Here is a 22,919-nt window from a genome sequence, read left to right as displayed (position 1 = left end):
GAATTGGCTATTCTAAACAGGATTATCTATACCCTAAATCTTGCTTAATGAAATCGATATAACGATATAATTTATCATACAAATGTGGTTGTTCAGAATTGGGTAATTGTTCTAAAAAATTCGCTAATTTATCTAAATGCGGTATTACGTAACTATCATTTATAAAATCCTGCCTAACTGCTTGCAAAATAGATTGTTGCTGTTGCCAAAATTGTATGGGAAGCTCTGTATCTGTTTGTGTCGCTTGATCTAATAATGTAATCCAACGTCCTAATTCATAGTAATTGAGCTTGGTTATTTCTTGTTGAAGATGATTTGATTGTTTTAATAAACCATAGCCTGCATCCACACCCTGCTGAAAGGCAAGTTGCTGTGGCGTTAATGGCTCAGATGTCGCAAAACTAAATCCTGTTGCTACATCATCCATCTTTGTCATTTTTATCTGTTCGGCAGAGAACGAAGCTAATTGCTGATAAGATTGATTAATTTGCTGTTGTAGTGAATTTTGATAAAAAACAGGTAAAAGCAACACAATAGCAATAATGCTGGCAAATGCACTCGCGGCTGTAAAAATCAATTTAATACTGAATAAATCACCTAATCGTTCTGCCCAATATGTTTTTTTATGAAGATTGATATTAGGCGTATCCATCATCAAATCACAACTATCCTGCCATTCACGATAACAATCTGGACACGCATGTAAATGCTGTCGAGCCTGATGCAATGCACGACCTGTTAACTCATGATTAATAAAACCAATCAGTTGTTCATCAGATAAACAATCTTGCTGTTGAATGGGCTTCTGAGCGATTAAACTCACCAATGCGAGTAAACGTTGCGTGTGCATAATTTTATCCATTATTGTAGCAATAACTTTATATCCTGTATCAGTCCAGATTTCTCAAAACCTGTTTGTAAGCGAGCGAGTAAGCGTTTATGTTTACCTGCTGCTTGATTTTGATTCCAATCCAATCTACGTCCAGCCTCACTAATGGAGAGTTCATCTTGATAAATCATCAGTAAAAATAGGCGTTCTTCTGATGTTAAGGTAATATAATTTTGTAAGTTATCTGCAAGTGATTTTAGTTTTTTTGATTCTATTTTTGTATTTTCTTGTTTTAAAGTCTGAAAAATAATATTAAACCAAGCATTATATTCAGACTGATTTAAATCTTGCTCTGGGTCTGGGGCTTCTGATTTTATATTTTCAAGCTGTTCCAATTCAATTTGTGTTGTTTTAGTTTTAAATTTCTGTTTTTGTTCGATTTTGATAATCATGTTAGTCACTGTTTGGACTTCAATATCCATAGCTTCAGTCATTCTATGAATAATTTCAGATTTAGCTTCACCTTTATGTAATAACAAAAAAACCTGTTTCCAAGCGGGTGCAGCCTGTTGAATCCACGAAGGTATATAAGGAATCTCACCTACTTTTCTGCCAAAATCAATCAATAAACGGTTTGTTGTGACGGTAATAAAAGCCGTAAACCCCTTACCTTCATATTGACAAACCCGCCGCCAATCATTTTTTTCCAACTGCTCTAGCACATAATCGATAGCTTGTTCAGCTAATTGATTGTCTTGAGGAAATCGCTTGTGTGCTAATTGATTTAAATATTGCCAATGCTGAAACACTAAGTTTTTAGCTTCTTGTGGCGACATATTTAACCCTTTTATTTAAATAGACGAAATGAACTATTTGGATTGTTACAGTTTCTAAAAACAATACGCTTCATAATAGCCTGAAAACACCTTGACTGTGATTTGCCCTCATGCCATGCTTATTCTTGCATATTACACTAACTAATTATTCAAAATAATAGTGACTTTTGGGGCGGCCAGCTCTAAAAATAATAGGCGTTATTTCAAACCAAATTGGAGGAGATACCATGCTTAAACGATGGAGTTTATTTGCATTGTTGGGTAGCAGTTTATTGCTCGGTGCATGTCAACAAGAATCTGCATCAAATACCACTGCAATCACTAATGCAGATGAAGCAAAAGCAGCAGATACAGCACAAGTTTATAATTGGAAAATGGTCACCACTTGGCCACCTAGCTTCCCAGTTTTTCAACAAGGTGTAGAAAAGTTCACCCAAGACTTGGATGCAATGAGTGGCGGCCGCTTAAAAGTTAAAGTATTTGCAGGTGGAGAGTTAGTGCCACCATTACAAACTTTTGATGCTGTTTCACAGGGAACAGTGCAAATGGGACATGGTGCTGCCTATTATTGGGCGGGTAAAGTACCTGCTGCTCAATTTATGACTGCTGTACCTTTTGGCATGACGGCGAAAGGCATGAACTCATGGTTTTATCAAGGTGGCGGTTTAGAGTTATGGCGTGAAATGTATGAGCCATTCAATCTTGTACCTTATCCTGCGGGTAATTCAGGAGTGCAAATGGCAGGTTGGTTTAATAAGAAAATTGAATCAATTGATGATTTGAAAGGTTTGAAAATGCGTATCCCTGGGCTTGGCGGTAAAGTATTGGCTAAAGCGGGCGGTACACCTGTATTATTAGCAGGCAGCGAAATTTACACAGCTTTAGAGCGTGGCACAATTGACGCGACAGAATGGGTAGGCCCTTTCCATGATGAGCGTTTAGGTTTATATCGTGCTGCGCAATATTATTATTATCCCGGTTGGCATGAACCCGGTACAGTGTTAGAACTCATTGTAAATAAAGAGGCTTTGGCTTCTTTGCCTGCTGATTTACAAAAAATGGTTGAAATCGCAGCACAAGCCTTAAACCAATGGATGTATTCAGAATTTGAAGGTTTGAATATTAAATCTTTACGTGATTTAGCCGCAAAACCTAATGTTGAAGTAATTCCATTACCTGAAGTGGTATTAGATGAGTTAAGACGTTTAACCAAAATTACTTTAACGGAAGAAGCTGAAAAAGACCCTAAATTCAAAAAAATATATGAGGCATTCAAGGCATTCCAAGCGGATCATCAAGCATGGACTGATATTTCTGATGGCGCATATTATGATTTATTAAAATCGGAATAATTATGTGGTGGATCGTATTGGGTATCATTTTATGTTTAATCGTCAGTTTTTTGCTGATACTCAATACGCCATTTAAATCTCGTCTGGTCGCTTTTTTTAGTTATCAAAATCGTTTCAAATCAGAATTGCCCGATGTTGAATTATATGGTGGCCAACAAAAATCAGCCATCATTGCCACTGAATATCCTCACAGCCAGCTTTTGAAAATTGAGTCTATCAATATAGATTATCAACTTAATTTAAATTGGCCAACATCAGATAAATTACCTTTATTTGTCGCTTTACAAGTCTTGTTACCACGTCGTTATGTGATTTTTTATGAATTGAATTTGGCGCGTTTTGTCACAACCGATGATGCACCCGCATTTAATCGTTTACAACAATATCAAATAGATTTTGCGATTTTTGATATTAAGCAAAAACAGTGGATAGGATTAATAATGTTCAAATCCAAAAAGATAGGGTTAAATGAAAAGTTGAGATTAAACTTTGTCAGTTCGATTTTGCAGGATGTTGGCTTGCCGCTTTTGTTATTACCAAAGTTAGAAAACTATAAATTATCCAGTTTGAAAAGTCTGATAAATAAGAAATTTAATATTTAATCTTACGGAGTTACCATTTCTTGAAAATTTTGGTATGATGACTGAACAGTCCCTAATTAATTGTATATCATAAAATAATGTGGCTGTTGTTGAATAATCCTGAATATTTGTTTGTCAGAATCAGCAAAAATGTCTCAGTGCTTAGATTCTGAATTTTACTTGCTCGTTTTTCTATTATGCAACATAAGCATACTGAGCGAAGCACAAAGCCCATCAAGTTTAGACTCCTTATCTGTCTTAAAATACCGCCAATAAATTTATCTATAAATCAATACAAAAAACCATTACTTATATTTATAGTTACTATAGCTATTTATTTATCTATCAAAATATCCTATACTCACTTTTAGAATAAAAACCCTTGAGTTTAGATGTCGATATTCAGCGACCTAAAACTCATTGAATCCATCAGTCCATACACCAATTGGAGGGGAGTATGAGCTATCAAGAGCTATACGATTTATCAACTAATAATCCGACTCAGTTTTGGGGCGATGCTGCAAAAAATATCGATTGGTATAAGCAGCCGACCACAATTTTAGATGAGTCTAACCCACCGTTTTACCGTTGGTTTTCCGATGGTGAATTGAATACCTGTCACAACGCCTTAGACCGTCATGTAGAAAATGGTCGAGCTGACCAGCTTGCGTTGATTTATGACAGCCCCGTTACCGATTCCGTTAGAAAATATACTTATCAAGAACTACGCGACACGGTTGCTAAATTCGCTGGTGCGTTACAAGCCAATGGTGTGACCAAAGGTGATCGCGTTATCGTTTATATGCCGATGATTCCTGAAGCGGTAATTGCAATGTTAGCCTGTGCGCGTATCGGTGCAATTCACTCTGTGGTATTCGGTGGTTTTGCGGCCAAAGAATTAGCAACTCGTATCGATGATGCTAAGCCTGTGATGATGCTGACAGCTTCTTGCGGTATCGAAGGCAAACGAGTGATTGAATACAAACCATTACTCGATCAAGCGATTGAATTATCAACCCACAAACCCAGTCATTGTATTGTTTATCAACGTCCTCAAGCCAAAGCCAGCTTAATCGAAGGTCGTGATTTAGACTGGGTTGAAGCCTCTGATGCGGCTGAACCTGCTGATTGTGTGCCTGTTTTAGCCACTGATCCTTTATATATTTTATATACCTCAGGTACAACTGGTATTCCTAAAGGAGTGGTACGTGATAATGGTGGCCATGCGGTTGCAATGTATTGGTCAATGAAACACGTTTATAACATGACGCCGGGTGAAGTGTATTGGGCGGCATCTGATGTGGGTTGGGTTGTAGGTCACTCTTATATTGTGTATGCGCCATTACTTTATGGTTGCACCACGGTTGTATACGAAGGCAAACCTGTTGGCACACCTGATCCTGGTGCATTTTGGCGTATGGTTTCTGACCATAAAATCAGCACTTTATTTACTGCTCCGACGGCCTTCCGTGCAATTAAGAAAGAAGACCCTAATGGCGAACACATCAAAAATTACAATTTAGATGGTTTCCGTGCCTTATTCTTTGCGGGTGAACGTTGTGACCCTGATACGTTATTCTGGGCACAAGAAAAATTAAATGTGCCTGTTATCGATCATTGGTGGCAAACTGAAACAGGCTGGGCAATTGCAGCGAACTGCTTAGGTATTGAGCAATTAGAAATTAAACCGGGTTCTCCAACTCGTGCTGTACCAGGATTCAACGTCCAATGCTTGAATGAATCAGGTGAGCCAGTTACAGGCAAAGAAAACATCGGTAATATCGTAATTAAATTGCCTATGCCTCCAGCATGTCTGCCAACCTTGTGGAATAATGATGACCGCTATGTAGAGTCCTATTTAAGTGCATTCAAAGGTTATTATTTAACAGGTGATGCGGGTTACGTTGATGATAATGGCTATATTTGGATTATGAGCCGTGTTGATGACATCATTAACGTCGCGGGTCATCGCTTATCAACAGGTGGTATGGAAGAAGTGTTAGCCAGCCATCCTGATGTCGCTGAATGTGCGGTTATCGGTACACAAGATACATTGAAAGGTGAAATTCCTTTAGGTATGGTGGTATTGAAATCAGGTGTTGAGCGTGAAGAAGCTGAAATTCAGAAAGAACTCATCAAATTAGTACGTGAGAAAATCGGCCCTGTAGCAGCATTTAAACAAGTGGCTGTGGTACATCGCTTACCTAAAACCCGTTCGGGTAAAATTTTGCGTGGTACGATGAAGAAAATTGCTGATGGTAACGAATTCAACATGCCAGCAACGATTGATGATCCTATCATCTTAGATGAAATTACTGATGCGTTAGGCCATATTGGCTTCCCACATCAACAATAATAGTTGTAATTAAGACTGACAGCCCTCAATGGATTGTCAGTCCTAAATATCTGATTATTGAAGAATAACTTATTATTTACTGGGTGAATTCAATTGTCAAAGAGGTTGTGACCAAATGCGAACAATCCTGTACTGAATAACTGAGTTGGCCATTTTTTAATAATTCAATACTGGGTTGCACTTCTGCATTAGGGTTTAACAGAGGTGTTGTTACGGTATCAAATGTAGGATAAAGCAATACAGTTTGCTCAAAGTAATTGATTTTAAAGCTACCGTCTGACAGATACAAAACTTTTTCAACCCCTTCAATTTGCTCAAGTAGCGTCTGCAATTTATTTGGATATAATGCTGTTGGATATATTGGTTGAGATGAGCCATCAGGATAAACCACATAAGCCTGTTGCAATGCACGTAAATTATCAGGAAAGTGCATACCTTGCTGTAAATTATCAGGCATTTCTAACCAATCACAGTCTTCTCCCTCACAAAATTCACTCGGTGCAGGCTCAACAAATGCGTCAAACATCGCAACCATGTGCACATCTGTTTCAAATCCACGCGTACGACGGCGGGCTTTATCTTTAGAAATAGTTAACAGCACATCACCAGCTTCGTTAAATTTCGCCACTGGGTCAAAATCACAAGCATTGCCTTTGAACCCTGCCGACTCAGTATCCACGGGTGCATCACTAATTACTTGAATCAACCCCACGGGATTATTACTCGATGGAGTGAGGAAAAATTGTTGTTGTTCAGGCGTAATCATGGTGAAAAAACCGCCTTCATCTTGGGATAAGCCTACGGGTACATCGAGCGGTGCTTGTTCAATACCATCAACTCCCGGTAAAAACGCAAAGATAATACCTGCATAATCGCCTTCACCGACAATATTCAAAACCCCATTTTCATTTTGGGTAAAAATAAACTGACTTAAATCCACATCACCAAGGCTGAGAGATTGTTGTAAGCCTATATTTAAATCTTGCTGGGCTGAATTCCCACCTGAACCACCCAAACTAAAACTAGTTGATAAATCTGCAATGTCTGGAAAACCAGCTTGTTTTGGAGAAGGAATATTTTGTAAACCCAAGTTTTTATAAGTTAATTTTGTACCCGTTGGCGTGGTGATTTTTCCTGTTGCCTCATCGATCTGCCAACCTTGTGGCAAGTAGTCTTTTAATTGAGCAGGATTGATATTATCCCGACTGAGTTGAGTGAAAATCTTCGCGGGCTGTTTCGCTTGTTTTATCGCATCGGGTTGAATCGCATTTAATTGTTCGAGACTCATAGCTGATAATACATCACTGTTTAGTGCATCCACATTGTCAGCAGTTAAACCTGATAAAGCTTCTAAAGGTAATTGCTCAAATTGTTCAAACGTCATTGCGGAAACCGCTGCAGCTTGTAAATAACTGATGTCTTCGGCTTCAAATGCGGCGAATATTTCCAATGGCAATTGCTGTAAATGATTTGGCTCGAATAAACTCAATGCTGCGGATTCCACGCCTTGAAATGTTTCTGCATCGATACTGTTCAAACGGGTTTCATCTATACCAAAATCAACAAAGTTGGGATGTTTATAGCTGCTAGGAAAAATCACCCCTTCACCTAAAGTTACATCATCGGGTAATATGGTGGTTGGACTGATACGAACGTGACTGAGTGTTGCACCCGCTAAAATCTCCACTGCACCTAAATAAGCTGGCGCATCGGCTGTGCCATGAATTTCGCCACCCATTTTTCCACCAATCACTCGAGCACTAGGATTTAAATCAACATCGAAAATCGTGCCTTGACTTTGAATTGTGCCACCCAGCTCTCCACCCGTAACCGTACAACCCTCAGCTAAACTAACATTGTTTAAACTGCCTCGATTAATAATATTGCCTTCAAATAGACCGCCTGTAACTTCTGAATATAGGGTGATGGTTGCATCTCGGATTGTGCCATGATTGATATTTGTGCCGCTGATTGAACCGCCTGATAACGTTGCACCCTCTGCAATCGTCATATTACTGATTAGACCTTCACTGCTTGTATTACCAGCAAGCGTACCATTAGACACACTGCCACCTTGGCCAATGGTTAAATCTTGCACGGTTTGGCCTGCGATATTGGCGGCTTGAGAAATTGATTCGCCATTGCTTAAAACAACACTCGGTGGCGGTGGTAATAATTCGGCTGGCGTGCCTGCAAATGGAGAAGTATCTGTTTCTTGTGTGTTATTTCCATTGGATTGATTTGAATCTGTATTATTTTCTCCAGAATCTCCGTCGGTATCATCCGTGGTTTGATTTGAATCATTATTAGAATCACCTTGCTCATCTGTTGACGCATCAGGACAGGCTAAAATCACTTGTGTATCGGTTGCTGGAGAAAGTTGCAAACTGCTGTCAATCGCGCGTATGGCATACTGATAGACTGCACCACATAATAAACCTGTATCAGAATATTGCTGTGTATCAGGTGCGGTATTGGTTAAAAGTTGCCCATTACGGGAAATTTGATAGCCAACCTCATTTGCATTGTTATCAGTCCATAACAGTTGTACGGTATTGCTATTTGAAACATTGGCAGTGACCTGAGTTGGTGCTGAAACCGTTGGGCAAGGCAAAGTTAAATTGACCTCAGTTTGCTCAGACTCGCCTAACGCATTGCTAGCAAATAACACAAATTGTTGGGTTACACCGCATTCAATACCTGTGGTATCAAACGCATAGCCAGAGACATTGGGCGGTAATTCAGCAATAGTTTGTTGCAAGATAAATTGTGTTTCATTGTCACTATTATCCAGCCATCCGAATACAATTTGATTATCAGGTGAAATATTGGCACTTAATCCAGAGGGCGCAGACGGTGCGGCATTGCCATCATCATCAATAATACTGACATTAACTGTATGACCTGTAATATCATCAACCACCCATTCAGGATCAAGATAAGTTTGATCTAAAGTTGTAATTGTGTGACTGATTTCCGCGCTGTGCGTGCTTTCTTCCAATGTATCATTAATGGCAGAAACTCGAAAATATTGCGGCTTACTCCAATTTAAGCGTGTAAAAGTAGCAGAATTGGGATAAACCGAGATTTGCGCACCATCCACTACAGGCTCAATCGTCACATCTGAAGTCGGTTGTAAACTCAAGCTAATCAAATAACGGTCAGAATCACTACCTTCAATCACTTGGGTTGAAAAATCAGTTTGTTCAATAATTATGCCTGCATCATTATCCAAAATCGGAAAAATGACTTCTCGCACATCGTCGTCATAATTGGGGTCGGGGCTACTGCTGCTATGAGTGATAATGCCTTGATGATTGCCTTCTAATAAAGTGTCGTCAATCGGCAATACGCTTAATGCTACAGCTTGGGTATCAGCAATTTGCAAGGTTAAAGGCACGCCTGCGCCTTGGCCATTCACGGATAACTGTGCATCAGGTTCAATCGTGATATTCACAGGTGCAGCAGGAAACGTGGCCAATTGAATGTAATACAGATCACTTTCTTCCGACTCTTCAGGTAACACAGTATTGGAAGTGGTGTAATTGATTAAAATTCTATCAACTTGATGTTGGATTATTTCATTGCTATATCCCGGATTATAACTATTGTCTCCAAGATAAGATGCCGACATTTGATAATTGCCTTTTGCCGTAAATGTGATTTCACATGAGCCAATACCATTATCTTCTTCAGCCAAAGTCACCGTACATTGAAAGCTATCAGTACTGTCTTCAATCAACACCTCGCCCGTCATATTCGAGCCTAAATCAGAACCAATCGCAAAGAAAAAAGTAGTGGCTTGTCCGATACCTGAAGGACTGTAAACCACTTGTGTGATTGTTACGGTTGTATTGGCTTTGCCTACGTCAACACCACTGGATACATTTGGCGCGGCATTGTAATCGCTATCACCTGATTGACTGGCAACAAGCGTGCATGTGCCAGAGGTTAAATAATTTACGGTGCTGCCACTGACCGAGCATACAGAGGGTGTATCACTGCTAAAACTGGCAGTTAATCCTGACGATGTTGTCGCGCTTAAGCTTGCGGTTGAATCGCTTAATGCACTGTCAATCGGATCGAAAACGCTAATAGTTTGATTGGCTTTGACTATAGAAAAACTACGTGATACATCAGTTGCAGCATAATAATCATCATCACCATATTGTGAAGCCGTAACAGTACAACTACCCGCACCCGTCAAGGTAATTGTTGCGCCCGAGTTGGAACAATTGCCACTGGTATTGTATTCAATGTCTAAGCTGGAATCTGAACTGGCACTCACAGCAAAATCAGCATTCCCATAGGTTTTATCAGATAAGTTATTAAAGGTAATAATTTGGCTTTGCTTGTCGCCTTCGCCTCGGATTCTAAACCGATAAGGGGTTTCATAACGATCATTGGTTTCAATATAAACGACACAATATTCAACTACTTGATCGATAGGACTATAGCGAATAATCAGGTCTGTGCTTGTTCCATCATTTGGAATTGTGGTTAAACTAGGTTGGGTTTGAATTGAAAAATGGCTGCAATCATCACTGCTGTCATATTCTTCTAAATCAACAATAGGTGTGCCTTGTAGCAATAAATCAACTTCACCACCATTGGTAATTGTAAAAGTTTTATCTAAAAAAGCATCGACTTCCACATCATCAAAATCATTAGGGCTGTTAAGATAAGAATATCCATAAATGCCTGAATAAACTGAATCTCCCTCAAACTCAATTACGATACCTGGCCATACTTCAATCACGGTTGTTGGGGTATTTCGATCTGTGGTTGTGTAATCTGAGAGTTGGCCTTTATGGTTGTATCCCCAGCATTTTGCAGAGGTATTCACTAACAATGCACAAGTATGATGGCCTGATGCCGCAATATCTGTAATGCTACTTAAACTACTGATTGAGATAGGAGTATTAGTTGCAATATTGCTACCATCGCCTAATTGCCCATATGTATTATTTCCCCAACATTGTATTGTGCCATCTGCTAACAAAGCACAACTATGGGTATACCCTGCGGTTATTTTTATTGCACTGCTTAATCCACTGACAGTAACAGGGCTGCTACTTTGCGTATTACTTGCATCGCCCAATTGCCCATCAGTATTTAATCCCCAGCATTTCACCGTATCATCATTGAGCAAAGCACAGGAATGAGACTGACCCAAAGCCAATTTATCTACGTTACTTAAACCACTTACGGTTATGGCTGAACTGCTGTCAGTTGTTGTCGTATCGCCTAATTGTCCATTAGTATTTTTCCCCCAACATTTCACATTACCACCACTGACAACTGCGCAAGTATGATGCCCTCCAATCCCAATAGCAGTCACATCACTGAGACCAGAAACGCTGATGGCTGAGGTTGAATCAGTTGTTGTTCCATCCCCTAATTGTCCATTTGAATTACTACCCCAACATTTCATTGTACCGTCTGCAATTAATGCACATGAATGATTTGCGCCTGCACCAATTGCAATGGCATTGCTCACATTTACACCAACCTGTCCAAAGCTATCATCTCCCCAGCAATCAACATCGCCATCTAGTTCCAAACCACAGGTATGATTTTCACCTAAGGCAATTTCAATTAATGAGTCATTGCTATCAACAGGAACGGGGGTATGATATTCAGTCGTTGTATTATCTGCTAATTGCCCATCATCATTATTGCCCCAACAGCTTTCCCCTGAATTTTGGATAACACAAGTATGTATTTCAGAGCCAGAACTATGACTCCATAACTTGGTTATATTGCTAAAGGTTGCTGCTTGAGTGTGATTGAAAGCCAATAATAAAAAGCTGATAAAAAGCGTGTTATAGGTAAATAAATAAGATTTTATTAAAAATATCGGTAATATTGGGAACATTTGCATGTTCATGATGTATTCCTTCCACTAAAGATTAACAACAATATTAGCATGGTCTTGGACAACTAATTTTTTGTTATTAATATATTTTATTGTTTAGTAACATCGTAAAAGATTGTTCTCGTTCAAGCTTTAAACACTAATATGATAATATTGGAAATATAAATAATATTTGTTTGGTAAGCTTTTAATTATTAACTAGATTTTATATTGAATTGTATATAAATTAAGCTAATTTCCGTTTATCTGACATATTTTCCATCTATTCGGCTAACAATTTCATTTTTAGATATTAGTAAAATAAATATTTAAGCAAACTATAATCCAAATAGCTTAGAGTTCTTTTGCAACAAAATAGCAATAAGAATGAGATGCAAGAGATAAGCTTAAAACACTCCGTTGATTCTAGCCATAACTTGATATAGCATCATATTAGACATATAAAGTGAAAATAGGGCTGATTATTAATATACTCAAAAAATGAAATGTTTTTTTAGGCAAGCGGGAATTATTTTTAGGTTTGCAAGAATTTCATGGATATTACTATTTAGAAATATAGCAACATCCAAATAGACTAGACGGTTTTGCTCAAATTAGGCTGATTTCTTAAACACCAATGGCGTAATCCCAAAATGCTTTTTAAAGGCTTTGGTAAAGTCAGACTGATATTTATAACCGCAATAAGTAGTAATTTCTTGAATTGTTAAACGTTTCTCAGCCAACAATTCAGATGCTTGTAACATGCGTTGTTCACGTAACCAAGCAAATACAGGTTTGCCGAAAAAAATTTTAAAACCTTCAGTTAATTTCTTCTCATTGATGCCGACTGAATGGGCAAGCTCTATAAGTGATGGGGTTATTTTTAAGTTTGCTAATAGTCGATCTCGTGCTTCATAAATCCGTTGTTTATCTACATGACTGAAAGCAATATGCAATGCTTTATCTACTTTGGCTTGGTTTAATCCTGCCAGAAAATGCACTAACCACTCTTGGGCTTTGGCCTCCATATATAGCCGTTGTAATCCTTCATCTTCATACGGAAACTGCTGAATTTGTTGAATCGCCTGCTTGGCCTCCACTGTCAATGGAATATGACGCATCTCAGAGACAAAATGATCTCCAGATAAAAAGGCCTGCAATTTCTTATCAATTTTAATTTGAGTCATTTGCAACGCTGTGTCTAATGCCTCACGACTAATAATCATTTCTGCTTGGGTAATATCACCAGCCTGCATCAGATAATCTGAAAATTCTCGAAGTAGCAACATATTCATACTATCACTGCGATGATGATGTGAATGTTCATGAGTTTGGGTAGAAAAATTAGCACTGATTTTCTGATGCCTGTTCGGTATATAAATTGCCAACATTGACGGTGTATGTAATTCTAATCGTATATCTTTAACAAAATGTGCGGTTTTAACACCGATGTATAAATGTTGACTGAGATGGGCATTGGTCGCTTCACAAACTCCAAATGGTTTGGGTATTTTGACATAACTGGGGTTATCAATGGAATAAGTCTCGCCTTGATTACTTTTGTAAGTCACATTAAAAATAGACTGCATATTTCCCCCTATTGGGCAAATTCAATCGTTAAAGAGGTTGTTACCAAACGCGAATAATCTTGTATAGTCGTTTTATTTTAAAGTAATACAGGACTGGCAGTCCTCAATTTTAAAACTGATTGATATTTAAAGTATAAAAGGACTACCAGTCCTAACAGATAAACCAGAATTGACTATACTGAATAACTGAGTTGACTATCTTCCAAGAATTCAATACTGGGTTTCAGTTTTGCGTCTTGCTCAGGCTAAATATGTAAAATATGAGATGTTTGTGAAACGACTCCAATAATAATGCGTGAGATAAATAATAGTTCTGATATTTTTTTAACATACTTTAAGCTCACATTCAAAATACAAAATATTTTTTCAAATGGTTACAATTTTAGACAATGGGGATTTTTAAAAACTGTCCGAAGTGTTGTTGATAGAAAAAAGCATAACTTCTTTATTTTATTAGCTACAGCAAATCTAATTTTGAATGATAAAATATCTTATTGGCATTTGATTAGAATGGGATGTAAGGTAGTAAATCTATATTTTTAGTGTCGGATTCATCAAGGTCAGCACTTAGAAGCTAAAAGTTATAAAGCTGGGCTATTTATTGCAATTGGATTAAAAGCTTGACAAACGATGATAAGCCCATTAAAAATCCATCATACGCATCCTAAAAAGGAACTTATAATGAAAAAGCTCATTTTGTTTATTTTGGCCTTGTTTATTGCGCATGGCTGTAGTAATCAACCAAAACAAATATCGCAACTGTCAGATAGTAATAATACAGGGCTTTATCAACCACTTCCAACCTTGCCAACTGATGGAAAAACCCAAGGTATCAATGATAATCCTAACTTTGGTGGCACGTCTATATCACAGCCGATTCCATCTGAACGTATCATTTATTTTTATTTTAATCAAAGTGATATTCGCTTTAACGATCGTTTGGTGCTTGAACAACATGCGGCTTATCTTGCTTTAAATCCTCAGATATCAGTACGTTTGGAAGGTCATGCTGATGAGCGTGGTTCGCGGGAATATAATTTAGCATTGGGAGAGCGTCGAGCTTTAACTGCAAAACGAGCTTTGAATATTTTAGGTGTGGATAATTATCGGATTAATACTTTAAGCTATGGTGAGGAAATGCCATTAGAATATGGTCATGCTGAAACCTCTTGGCAACGAAATCGCCGTGTCGAAATTGTATACCCTTAGGTCAGTCATCCAAACTAGACAATCATCAGTTTCAAGCTGGAGGTTGTTTAGTTTAAATACTGTAGTCAATTCTGGATGAGATGTTATAAATTCCCGCAAACTTCCTTTTTACACCAAGAATCCAAGCTAACAAGATCATTGATTTGTATCGTGGAATTGCTTTAATTTAGGGCTACCCTTTATACAAAATAGGTAACCCTAACAAAGTGTAGCTGAATCTTATCTACATCGCTGTATTTGCAGTGGCGGCAGCTTTTCTGCGTGTTCTTTCCACTGCATCTGTTTTGGCTTTCTGTTCAATTTCTAGTAAATACAAAAAGTTGATTTTAAAGTCACGGCTGGCTTCATCAACTGTATTCATTTTGCTTAATGCTGAAGTCACATCCATGGTCGCCATAGTCACTGATTGAAATTTTGTTGCATTAGCATACATGTTAAACAACAATTGCTGATCTTCAATGCTGTGCTCTGGTTGCAATACTTTAGCTGCCACATCATGCAATGCTGTTGTATCAGATTTTGAAGCTGTTTCAACAAATGATTTTAGCTTTGCGTTAAATTCACTGGGTGGCATCGTGTCAACTAATGCGCCAATACGCGTAGCATCTTTATCTTCAATTGCTTGTGACAATGGACTAAAACTCAACATTACACCTAACGCTAATCCAAGAGATAATTTCTTACTCAACATAAACAATCCTTCTGGCAGATATTTAACATAAGTTAATAATTCTTGTTCAATGATAATTATATGCTAATATTTAAATATTTCTATATTCGCTTGACTCTTTTCATCCATCAAAAAGCTAAGCTGCTATATTTTCTTGTATTTTAATGGGTCAAGCTTTGTGGTTTTAGCAATAAACAAGGCTTCTAAACCCTCAAATAATATGGCTTTAGCAGCTTCTAATGTACGATGTAACTCACCAACTGTATTGAAAAGCACCATATTTGTTATGAAATAAAAGGTTTCTCTAATAATTCATAACCTCATAATTAATATATTTTGTCCATTCAACCGATATTATTCACGCACTTTGTAGCCAATTTCTAACAACCATAAACAAAGACCACTGACAATGATGAAAAAGCTCAAACTCACCATCAAGCTAGTCATAATATTGGCATCAGATACCCCTAAAAACCCATAACGAAATCCATCAATAATATAGAAAAATGGATTGAAATAAGATACTTGTTGCCAAAAACTGGGCAAAGAATAAATCGAATAAAATACCCCACTTAAAAACGAAGCAGGAACAATGACAAAATTCGTAAAACCTGCAATGTGATCCCATTTATCAGCCCATAAAGCCACGATAATGCCCGTTGTACCCAACATCGCACTACCCAAAATCGCAAAACCTAAAATAATGCCAAAGTCGTGCACAGGCAATTGCACAAAAAAGATAGAAGCCAGCCATACACCAATGCCGACAAATAAACCACGCATGATTGCAGCACCCACAAAGGCAATAAAAAATTCTAAACTGGATAATGGAGCAAGCAACATAAAAACGATATTGCCCATCATTTTAGACTGAATCAAACTCGATGAGGTATTTGCAAACGCATTCTGGGTAATACTCATCATAATCAGTCCGGGAATCAAAAAGCTAACATAACTCACACCTTCATAAATTTCGATATTACCTGACAATACGGATGAAAAAACCAGTAAATACAATAAAACGGTGACAATAGGTGCAAGTAAAGTCTGCGTTGATACTTTAAGAAATCGCCACATTTCTTTGCTAAACAAGGTATACAATCCATATAAGTTCATGAATTCACTTCCTTGTGGGTTAAGCTTATGAAGACCTCTTCTAAGCCGGGTTCTTGAGTGTGTAAATCAACAAAATTAATCTGTGCGCTGCGTAAACTTTCCAGTACATCATTCACGGTGTCATGATCTCGGTGCAAGCGTAATACTAATTGATTACCTTCAAAACTTTGTACTTTGTCTTGTAATTGGGCTGGAATATCTGCATGATTTTCTAAGCTTAAACAGAGCAAACGGAAAGGGTAGCGAGCTAACAAGGCTTGTTTATCATCCAGTGCAACCACTTCGCCATCATTTAAAATTGCAATACGATCACATAATGATTCGGCTTCTTCTAAATAGTGTGTGGTCAAAACAATAGTATGACCTTTGTCATGCAATTGAGTGGCGAAATCCCACAACATTTTACGCAATTCAATATCAACTCCAGCGGTTGGTTCGTCCAATACAACGACAGGGGGTTTATGTACCAATGCTTGGCCGATCAGAACCCGTCGTTTCATACCGCCAGAGAGCTCAAACATATTCGTATTGGCTTTGTCAGTCAGGCTCAGAATTTCGAGTAACTCGTCTAGCCATACTTCATTTTCACGTCCCAATCCAAAATAGCCAGACTGTAAACGTAACAGCTCTTTGATGGTGAAAAATGGGTCATAAACTAATTCTTGTGGTACAACCCCCATCGCTTGCCGAGCTTGTCGCCATTGTTTACGTACATCATGGCCTTTGATACTGATTGAGCCCGTAGTTGCTTTAGCCAATCCCGCCATAATATTGATTAACGTCGATTTTCCTGCGCCATTAGGTCCTAATAACCCAAAAAAACTGCCTTCAGGAATATCAAAGTTAATACCTTTTAGTGCGTGTAGTTGTTTGTAATGCTTATGGACTTGTTGAATGCTAATTGCGGCCATGAGTACCAGTTTCGATTTTTAATTGATTATCCACAATATCATATCATTTGAAAAAAACTCAATAAAAAAGGAGTACAACTTGTGCTGTACCCCTTTTTAAAAAACTAGAAATACCGAAAAGCTTAAGCTAATAACTCAGCAACACCATTGACTTGCGCCAGTTGTGACATTTGCTGCGGCATATTTTGCAAGCTTAAAGTAGATTGTTTTGTTAAACGCTTCAACTCTAACAACAAGGCTAAACCTGCACTATCAGTTCGTGTTATTGCGCTTAAATCAACTGTCTGTGGCTTAGGATTTTGCTGTGAAAACATTTTCAACAAGCTCGTGACACTGGTCACATCCAAATCACCACTGAGTTGCCAAGTATTTTGGTCTTGAACAATCCACTGTGCCACGTTATTCACCTTTGTTTTTTTTGTTAACCGCTTCGATTAAACCATCCATGCCTTTTTCTTTGTGAATCTTTTGAAATTCGGCACGATAGTTAGTTACCAAACTGACACCGCCTGCGGTAACATTCCACACTTTCCAGTTACCCTTCTTGTTACGCAATGCATAATCCAGCTTGATAGACTTGCCTTGATATTTCACTTTCGTTTGCACAGTCACTCTTTTCGCGCCTTCCTTATCACGAATAGGTAAGTATTCTATTTCTACCTTTCCTACCTCTGATGCTGCCGCTTCAGTTAAAGTATTGGCATAAGTGCGAATGAGCAAATCACGGAATGCTTGTACAAAACTTTTTTTCTGGCCAGCCGTCGCAGACTTCCAGTTTTTACCAACCACTAAGCGAGACATGGCTAAAAAATCAAAATTGGGTAACACATATTGCTTTGCCACATCAGCTGCATTGTCAGGATTTTCCTTAATCGCTGCTAATACTTGGTCAATTGTATCTTGGATTAATTTTTGAGCATCTGCGTTGGCAGCCCATGCTCCTTGCAAAGCAAACATCATTAAGAATAAAAATGCAGCTTGCTTAAAAAAAAGGTTTAACTTCACAATCAAGTCTCCTAGCTAGGAATTAAGTCTTAGGCAATATTGAATTATTTGCCTTTGTTTTTCTGGCTAACCGCTTTGATTAAACCATCCATGCCTTTTTCTTTGTGAATCTTTTGAAATTCAGCACGATAGTTAGTCACTAAACTGACACCGCCCGCAGTAACATTCCATACTTTCCAGCCGTTTTTCTTGTTGCGCATGGAGTAATCTAATTTAATTGATTTGCCTTTGAATTTAACCCGTGTTTGCACTTTTAACTTCTTCGAGCCTTCTTTCGCTCGAATCGGTAAATATTCCACTTTAACTTTGGATTTTGCCGCCTCAGTCAGCGTGTTAGCATAAGTACGAATTAACAAATTACGGAATGCTTGTACAAAACGTTTTTTCTGATCCTTAGTCGCAGATTTCCAGTTTTTACCCACGACTAAACGTGACATTGCCCAAAAATCAAAATGAGGTGAAACATGTTTCTTTGCCACACTTGCAGCATTTTTAGGACTTTTCTTAATCGCTGACAATACTTTATCAGTGGTGTTTTTAATCAGCTTTTGTGCATCCGCATTTGCAGCCCATGCACCTTGTAAAGCAAACATCATTAAGAACAAAAATATAGCTTGTTTAAAGAACAGATTTGGTTTCATAATCAAGTCTCCTAATTAGGAATTAAGTGAGTTTATCTTAGCATATTACTCAGTCGTTTGGTTGTCACTGCCTTTTGCTGCAGTGTTATATAAGAACTGTCCAATTAACTGCTCTAAAATCACAGCAGATTGAGTAATAAACAATTCATCTCCATTTGCTAAATATTCTTCATCTGCCCCCACATCTAAACCAATATATTGAGCACCTAACAAACCTGCTGTAAAAATACTGGCTGAAGTGTCTGCTGGTAAACGTTGATACTGGCTGTCTATGGTCATGGTGACAATGGCTTGGTAAATCTCATCATCATATTGAATGGTTGAGACTCGACCTACTTTAACCCCACCGACTTTGACAGGAGATTTAACTTTTAGACCGCCGATGTTGTCAAATTTTGCGCTGATTTGATAACCGTCATTGGTTTGGACGTTTGCCAAATTGCTCACTTGCATTGCCAACATAAATAAGGCAGCTAAACCTAATGCAACAAAAAAGCCTACCCAAATTTCAATTGTTCTAGACTGCATAGTTATTCTCTATAAATTGTGGCCTACAAGCATTATAGCAAGCGGTTTTATGAGTGGCGAAATTTAATTAAAGTTTCTAGTCGACAATTTTAATATTTACAAATAATTGTATAAAAATAGGTGATATAGATGAGATTAAGACAGGGTGAATATTGTTGTTTTAAGATAAGTTTGGGGTAACGATTCCCTGCCCTGAGATAAATATACCAAGGACAAGGGAATGTTTTTTTCATGAAGTCAGTTTTGTTTACGACTGTTCATTACTTGCAGACTTAGCCCCAAACAGACGACCTATTGCAGCAAAAACGGTCTTAATGCCATACCAAATTTTAGGTAATAACCAAATCATCAACAAAATAAAGACGGCAAGCATTCCAATGAAAACCCATGGATGATAAATGGCCGCCCAAAGCCCACCAAATACGGCGGTATCTTCCGTTACCGAGGCAGTCCAATTGGTCACGGGTTCGGGTGAGGTATTCAGTAAAATCCGCCCACCTGCTTTAGTGGCATGACTACCTGTTGCCAATCCGCCGCCTAAAATGAGGCCTGCAAATTCAGCCGCTATCCCTAAATCGCCAACCATACCTGCAGCCAATAACGCGCCTAATGGAATACGGATAAAAGTGTGAACAGAATCCCAAATACTATCAAACCCTGGAATTTTATCAGCAATAAACTCAACACCATACATAAGCGCAGCCGACCCAATCACTAACGGGTGGGAAATAATAGCCAAACCTTCAGGCAAAGTCAGTTGGCCTGTTACTTCTAATACGCCTAGCATCAAAATGGTGGCATAAATATTCAGTCCGCTTGCCCAGCCTGTTCCTAATGTCAGCGCAATGGTGTTTAAAATCTCAGTGGTTTCCATAAATTTGTTTCCTACAATGTCGGCGTAATCTACCAAAGGTGAGATATTATAATACGAAAAAGCGGGAACATATTGATAATATTACTAAACAATCGACTAAAAAATCGGCAAAATGCTTGTAAAAAAGTCAAATAATGATAAAATGCTCTGTTTTTCCTACCCTCCTTGCTTGATGCGGGAAAAATACCGCGACACGTTTTTACGACGAGTTAACACATCAAGCTACTAAGCCACAGGGAGCTTTATGAAACATTACGAGATTGTATTTTTAGTTCATCCAGATCAAAGTGAACAAGTACCTGCAATGATTGAGCGTTACCGTTCAGTTGTTGAAGCTAAAGGCGGTAGCGTGCACCGTTTAGAAGATTGGGGTCGCCGTCAATTAGCTTACCCTATCAATAAAGTGCATAAAGCGCATTACATCTTAATGAACGTAGAGTGTGACGTTGAAGTTATTGATGAATTAAACAGTATTTTCCGCTTCAATGATGCGATTATTCGTAATCTTGTCATTAACCGCAAAAAAGCAGATTCAGAACCTTCAGTTTTAGCGAAGAAAGATGAAAAAGAAGCTGCACCTGTGGCTGAAGAAGATTCAGATGATGAAGAAGTCGAAACAGATGATATTGAAGACTTTGAAGAGTCTGATATTTTACCTGCTGAAGACGAAACAGAAGCTGAAGCCGAAGAACAACCAGCTGCTTAAGCATCAATAGAGGAATATTTATGTCACGCTTTTTCCGTCGTAAAAAATATTGTCGTTTTACAGCCGAAGGTGTTGAAGAGATTGATTATAAAGATATCAATACCTTACGCAGCTACGTTACTGAAACAGGTAAAATAGTACCAAGTCGTATTACAGGTACTAGCGCGAAATATCAGCGTCAATTGGCGCGTGCTATCAAAAGAGCACGTTATTTAGCCTTATTACCTTATTCTGATGCCCACGAGTAATAGCGAGGTTGTAAAGTGGAAGTTATTTTATTAGAAAAAATCCGTCACTTGGGCAATTTGGGTGATAAAGTTAAAGTTAAACCAGGTTATGGTCGTAACTACTTAATCCCTCATAAAAAAGCCGTTTCTGCAACTGAAAAGAATTTAGCTAGCTTTGAAACACGTCGTGCTGAATTAGAAAAAGCACAACAAGATTCTTTCGCTAAAGCGCAAACACGTGCTGGCAAGTTGCAAGAGTTAACCGTAATTATTACGGGTAAAGTCGGTATGGAAGGCAAGCTTTACGGTTCAGTTAGTGCAATTGATATTGCTCAAGCTGTAAGCGATTCAGGTATCGAGTTGGCAAAACATGAAGTCAGAATGCCTCATGGGCCAATCCGTCACACAGGTGATTATAGTATTGATATTCACTTACATGCGGATGTAGATACTAACTTGAAAGTACAAGTGATTGCAGAAGAAGATTAATTTTTAAATTCTTTTGTGGTGTAAAGGCTGGTAATCCTAGAAATTTGATTGAGATCGTTTTATCTTTATCAATCTAGGGCGATCAGCCTTTTTATTTTTTCCACGGCGGGTTTCGCTTTCAACCGCAAGTCTTTTGATGTCTTAGCAAGCTCTGACAACACCTATTCCCTCTTATTCAAGGACTTATATCCCCATCAACTGATTCAGATAAACTCGTGGCTTTAAAAGAGCTAATCAAATAATCAATGTATAGATTTAATCACTTGTTTAGAAAATTTAGAATGGATTACTTATTTTGCGGAATATGAGTTAATCATTGACAATCAGTCGCCGAATAAACATTTGTTTTTATACTGCATTTTGCATCGGTAAATGGTTTTGGAATAATGTTTGAAATTTGCCTTTCCTAATAACGCCTTTGCCTTCTAAGGTTTTTTCTATCATGTTGATATGCGGCTGTCTGACTTCAAGACGCTCAGCTGATAATAAGATGACTGCTTGTTTATCATCGTTGCTAAACCTGACCCAATTACGGCTAGTAATTTCCTGTTTAGTAAAGCCAAGCTGGTGCAAAACGATTTCTAACTGACTCAATTTTATACTTTTCAACATGTTCTTATCTCCATTGCCACCGCTGCGATAATCTCATCTTTATACATTTGCCATGTGTTTAGAGTAGGAATTTCAAGCTGATTTGTCAATGGAAAATAGACAGTTAGTGACTTTTGGCTATACAAACGTTTGTGATCCAACTCTGATAATTGTTGCAAATAAGTTTGAACGTATAACCAATATGCAGATTCATGCTGTACATCATAAAGCACTAAAATCACGGGATATAATTCACTTGCCCATAAATTTAAATGTGCTGTTTGTATGGGATAGGCAATGGCATCAGAACGTAAATAACGTTCAATATTGTCAGTGGCTTTAAGCTGGACTAAGACCTGTCCATTCTCACAAAACCCTTGTTCGTCATAGAAAAAAATTTGCAAGTCATAACCATAGTCATTGTCTATTTTTTCAAAGGTAAACCCTTGTTTGAGACTAAACAACCACCCGCTAAAGACGGGTGGGTTAGAGGCTTGGCGGCTGAAAGCCGGGATACAGGGCGACCAAGCCCTGTTGTCATTAAAGAATTAG

General features: G+C 38.2%; 21 protein-coding genes. 7 read left to right on the top strand and 14 right to left on the bottom strand.

The features are described 5' to 3' along the window. Window positions 1-22 precede the first annotated feature (22 nt). Window positions 23-850: a hypothetical protein gene (locus ABXH34_RS05230; RefSeq protein WP_353570814.1), complete on the bottom strand. Its 828-nt coding sequence runs from the start codon at window positions 848-850 to the stop codon at window positions 23-25. 11 nt (window positions 851-861) lie between these two features. Beyond that, window positions 862-1,665, bottom strand: a complete 804-nt coding sequence (locus ABXH34_RS05225) for a hypothetical protein (protein WP_353570813.1) — start codon at window positions 1,663-1,665, stop codon at window positions 862-864. Window positions 1,666-1,892: 227 nt separating this feature from the next. Between ABXH34_RS05225 and ABXH34_RS05220 the strand changes: the two genes are divergently transcribed. From ABXH34_RS05220 to ABXH34_RS05210, 3 genes are all read left to right on the top strand, one after another. Then, entirely contained in the window at window positions 1,893-3,017 is a 1,125-nt protein-coding gene (locus ABXH34_RS05220) for a TRAP transporter substrate-binding protein (protein WP_353570812.1), read from the top strand. 2 nt (window positions 3,018-3,019) lie between these two features. Next, the gene (locus ABXH34_RS05215; RefSeq protein WP_353570811.1) at window positions 3,020-3,619 is read left to right on the top strand and encodes a DUF2726 domain-containing protein; all 600 of its coding nucleotides are present in this window, start codon (window positions 3,020-3,022) and stop codon (window positions 3,617-3,619) included. A gap of 436 nt (window positions 3,620-4,055) precedes the next feature. Next, a complete protein-coding gene (locus ABXH34_RS05210) occupies window positions 4,056-5,954 on the top strand; it encodes a propionyl-CoA synthetase (RefSeq protein WP_353570810.1) in 1,899 nt (632 codons plus the stop codon). A 76-nt stretch (window positions 5,955-6,030) separates the two neighbouring features. Here ABXH34_RS05210 and ABXH34_RS05205 read toward each other — a convergent pair whose 3' ends face one another. Continuing rightward, complete coding sequence (locus tag ABXH34_RS05205) at window positions 6,031-11,844, bottom strand: RCC1 domain-containing protein (RefSeq protein ID WP_353570809.1); 5,814 nt, start codon at window positions 11,842-11,844, stop codon at window positions 6,031-6,033. 581 nt (window positions 11,845-12,425) lie between these two features. Next, window positions 12,426-13,400 carry a helix-turn-helix domain-containing protein gene (locus tag ABXH34_RS05200; RefSeq protein WP_353570808.1) on the bottom strand — a complete coding sequence of 325 codons (975 nt, stop codon included), beginning with the start codon at window positions 13,398-13,400 and terminating at the stop codon, window positions 12,426-12,428. 681 nt (window positions 13,401-14,081) lie between these two features. Here ABXH34_RS05200 and pal point away from each other — a divergent pair. Then, window positions 14,082-14,609 carry a peptidoglycan-associated lipoprotein Pal gene (gene pal / locus ABXH34_RS05195; RefSeq protein ID WP_353570807.1) on the top strand — a complete coding sequence of 176 codons (528 nt, stop codon included), beginning with the start codon at window positions 14,082-14,084 and terminating at the stop codon, window positions 14,607-14,609. Window positions 14,610-14,832: 223 nt separating this feature from the next. Here the strand turns inward: pal and ABXH34_RS05190 are convergent, their stop codons facing one another. The 8 genes from ABXH34_RS05190 to ABXH34_RS05155 all read right to left on the bottom strand — a co-directional run bounded on the left by ABXH34_RS05190 (window position 14,833) and on the right by ABXH34_RS05155 (window position 20,354). Then, window positions 14,833-15,300, bottom strand: coding sequence for a hypothetical protein (locus ABXH34_RS05190; protein WP_353570806.1), 468 nt, complete (start codon window positions 15,298-15,300; stop codon window positions 14,833-14,835). A gap of 333 nt (window positions 15,301-15,633) precedes the next feature. Beyond that, complete coding sequence (locus ABXH34_RS05185; protein ID WP_353570805.1) at window positions 15,634-16,395, bottom strand: ABC transporter permease; 762 nt, start codon at window positions 16,393-16,395, stop codon at window positions 15,634-15,636. After that, window positions 16,392-17,306, bottom strand: coding sequence for an ABC transporter ATP-binding protein (locus tag ABXH34_RS05180; RefSeq protein ID WP_353570804.1), 915 nt, complete (start codon window positions 17,304-17,306; stop codon window positions 16,392-16,394). The genes ABXH34_RS05185 and ABXH34_RS05180 overlap by 4 nt, the downstream gene beginning before the upstream one ends. 122 nt (window positions 17,307-17,428) lie before the next feature. Then, entirely contained in the window at window positions 17,429-17,704 is a 276-nt protein-coding gene (locus tag ABXH34_RS05175; RefSeq protein ID WP_353570803.1) for an STAS domain-containing protein, read from the bottom strand. A 1-nt stretch (window position 17,705) separates the two neighbouring features. Beyond that, window positions 17,706-18,311 carry an MlaC/ttg2D family ABC transporter substrate-binding protein gene (locus tag ABXH34_RS05170; RefSeq protein ID WP_353570802.1) on the bottom strand — a complete coding sequence of 202 codons (606 nt, stop codon included), beginning with the start codon at window positions 18,309-18,311 and terminating at the stop codon, window positions 17,706-17,708. A 44-nt stretch (window positions 18,312-18,355) separates the two neighbouring features. Next, entirely contained in the window at window positions 18,356-18,952 is a 597-nt protein-coding gene (locus ABXH34_RS05165) for an MlaC/ttg2D family ABC transporter substrate-binding protein (RefSeq protein ID WP_353570801.1), read from the bottom strand. Between the two features lie 45 nt (window positions 18,953-18,997). Continuing rightward, window positions 18,998-19,480 carry an outer membrane lipid asymmetry maintenance protein MlaD gene (gene mlaD, locus ABXH34_RS05160; protein ID WP_353570800.1) on the bottom strand — a complete coding sequence of 161 codons (483 nt, stop codon included), beginning with the start codon at window positions 19,478-19,480 and terminating at the stop codon, window positions 18,998-19,000. Between the two features lie 247 nt (window positions 19,481-19,727). Continuing rightward, a complete protein-coding gene (locus ABXH34_RS05155) occupies window positions 19,728-20,354 on the bottom strand; it encodes a DUF4126 domain-containing protein (RefSeq protein WP_353570799.1) in 627 nt (208 codons plus the stop codon). Between the two features lie 244 nt (window positions 20,355-20,598). Between ABXH34_RS05155 and rpsF the strand changes: the two genes are divergently transcribed. Genes rpsF through rplI form a run of 3 tightly spaced genes read left to right on the top strand, consistent with a single transcriptional unit; the run spans window position 20,599 to window position 21,776 of the window. Continuing rightward, window positions 20,599-21,060, top strand: a complete 462-nt coding sequence (rpsF, locus tag ABXH34_RS05150; RefSeq protein ID WP_353570798.1) for a 30S ribosomal protein S6 — start codon at window positions 20,599-20,601, stop codon at window positions 21,058-21,060. A 20-nt stretch (window positions 21,061-21,080) separates the two neighbouring features. Beyond that, a complete protein-coding gene (gene rpsR / locus ABXH34_RS05145) occupies window positions 21,081-21,308 on the top strand; it encodes a 30S ribosomal protein S18 (protein WP_353313431.1) in 228 nt (75 codons plus the stop codon). 15 nt (window positions 21,309-21,323) lie between these two features. Continuing rightward, a complete protein-coding gene (gene rplI, locus ABXH34_RS05140; protein ID WP_353570797.1) occupies window positions 21,324-21,776 on the top strand; it encodes a 50S ribosomal protein L9 in 453 nt (150 codons plus the stop codon). Between the two features lie 348 nt (window positions 21,777-22,124). Here rplI and ABXH34_RS05135 read toward each other — a convergent pair whose 3' ends face one another. Together ABXH34_RS05135 and ABXH34_RS05130 are read right to left on the bottom strand one after the other, a co-directional pair. Beyond that, window positions 22,125-22,388, bottom strand: coding sequence for a hypothetical protein (locus ABXH34_RS05135; RefSeq protein ID WP_353570796.1), 264 nt, complete (start codon window positions 22,386-22,388; stop codon window positions 22,125-22,127). Beyond that, window positions 22,382-22,831, bottom strand: coding sequence for a DUF4365 domain-containing protein (locus ABXH34_RS05130; protein ID WP_353570795.1), 450 nt, complete (start codon window positions 22,829-22,831; stop codon window positions 22,382-22,384). The genes ABXH34_RS05135 and ABXH34_RS05130 overlap by 7 nt, the downstream gene beginning before the upstream one ends. Between the last annotated feature and the right edge of the window lie 88 nt (window positions 22,832-22,919).

This window comes from Candidatus Albibeggiatoa sp. nov. BB20 (genome assembly GCA_016744725.1).
Classification (GTDB): Bacteria; Pseudomonadota; Gammaproteobacteria; order Beggiatoales; family Beggiatoaceae; genus Albibeggiatoa.
This window is presented reverse-complemented; position numbering and strand designations above follow the sequence as displayed.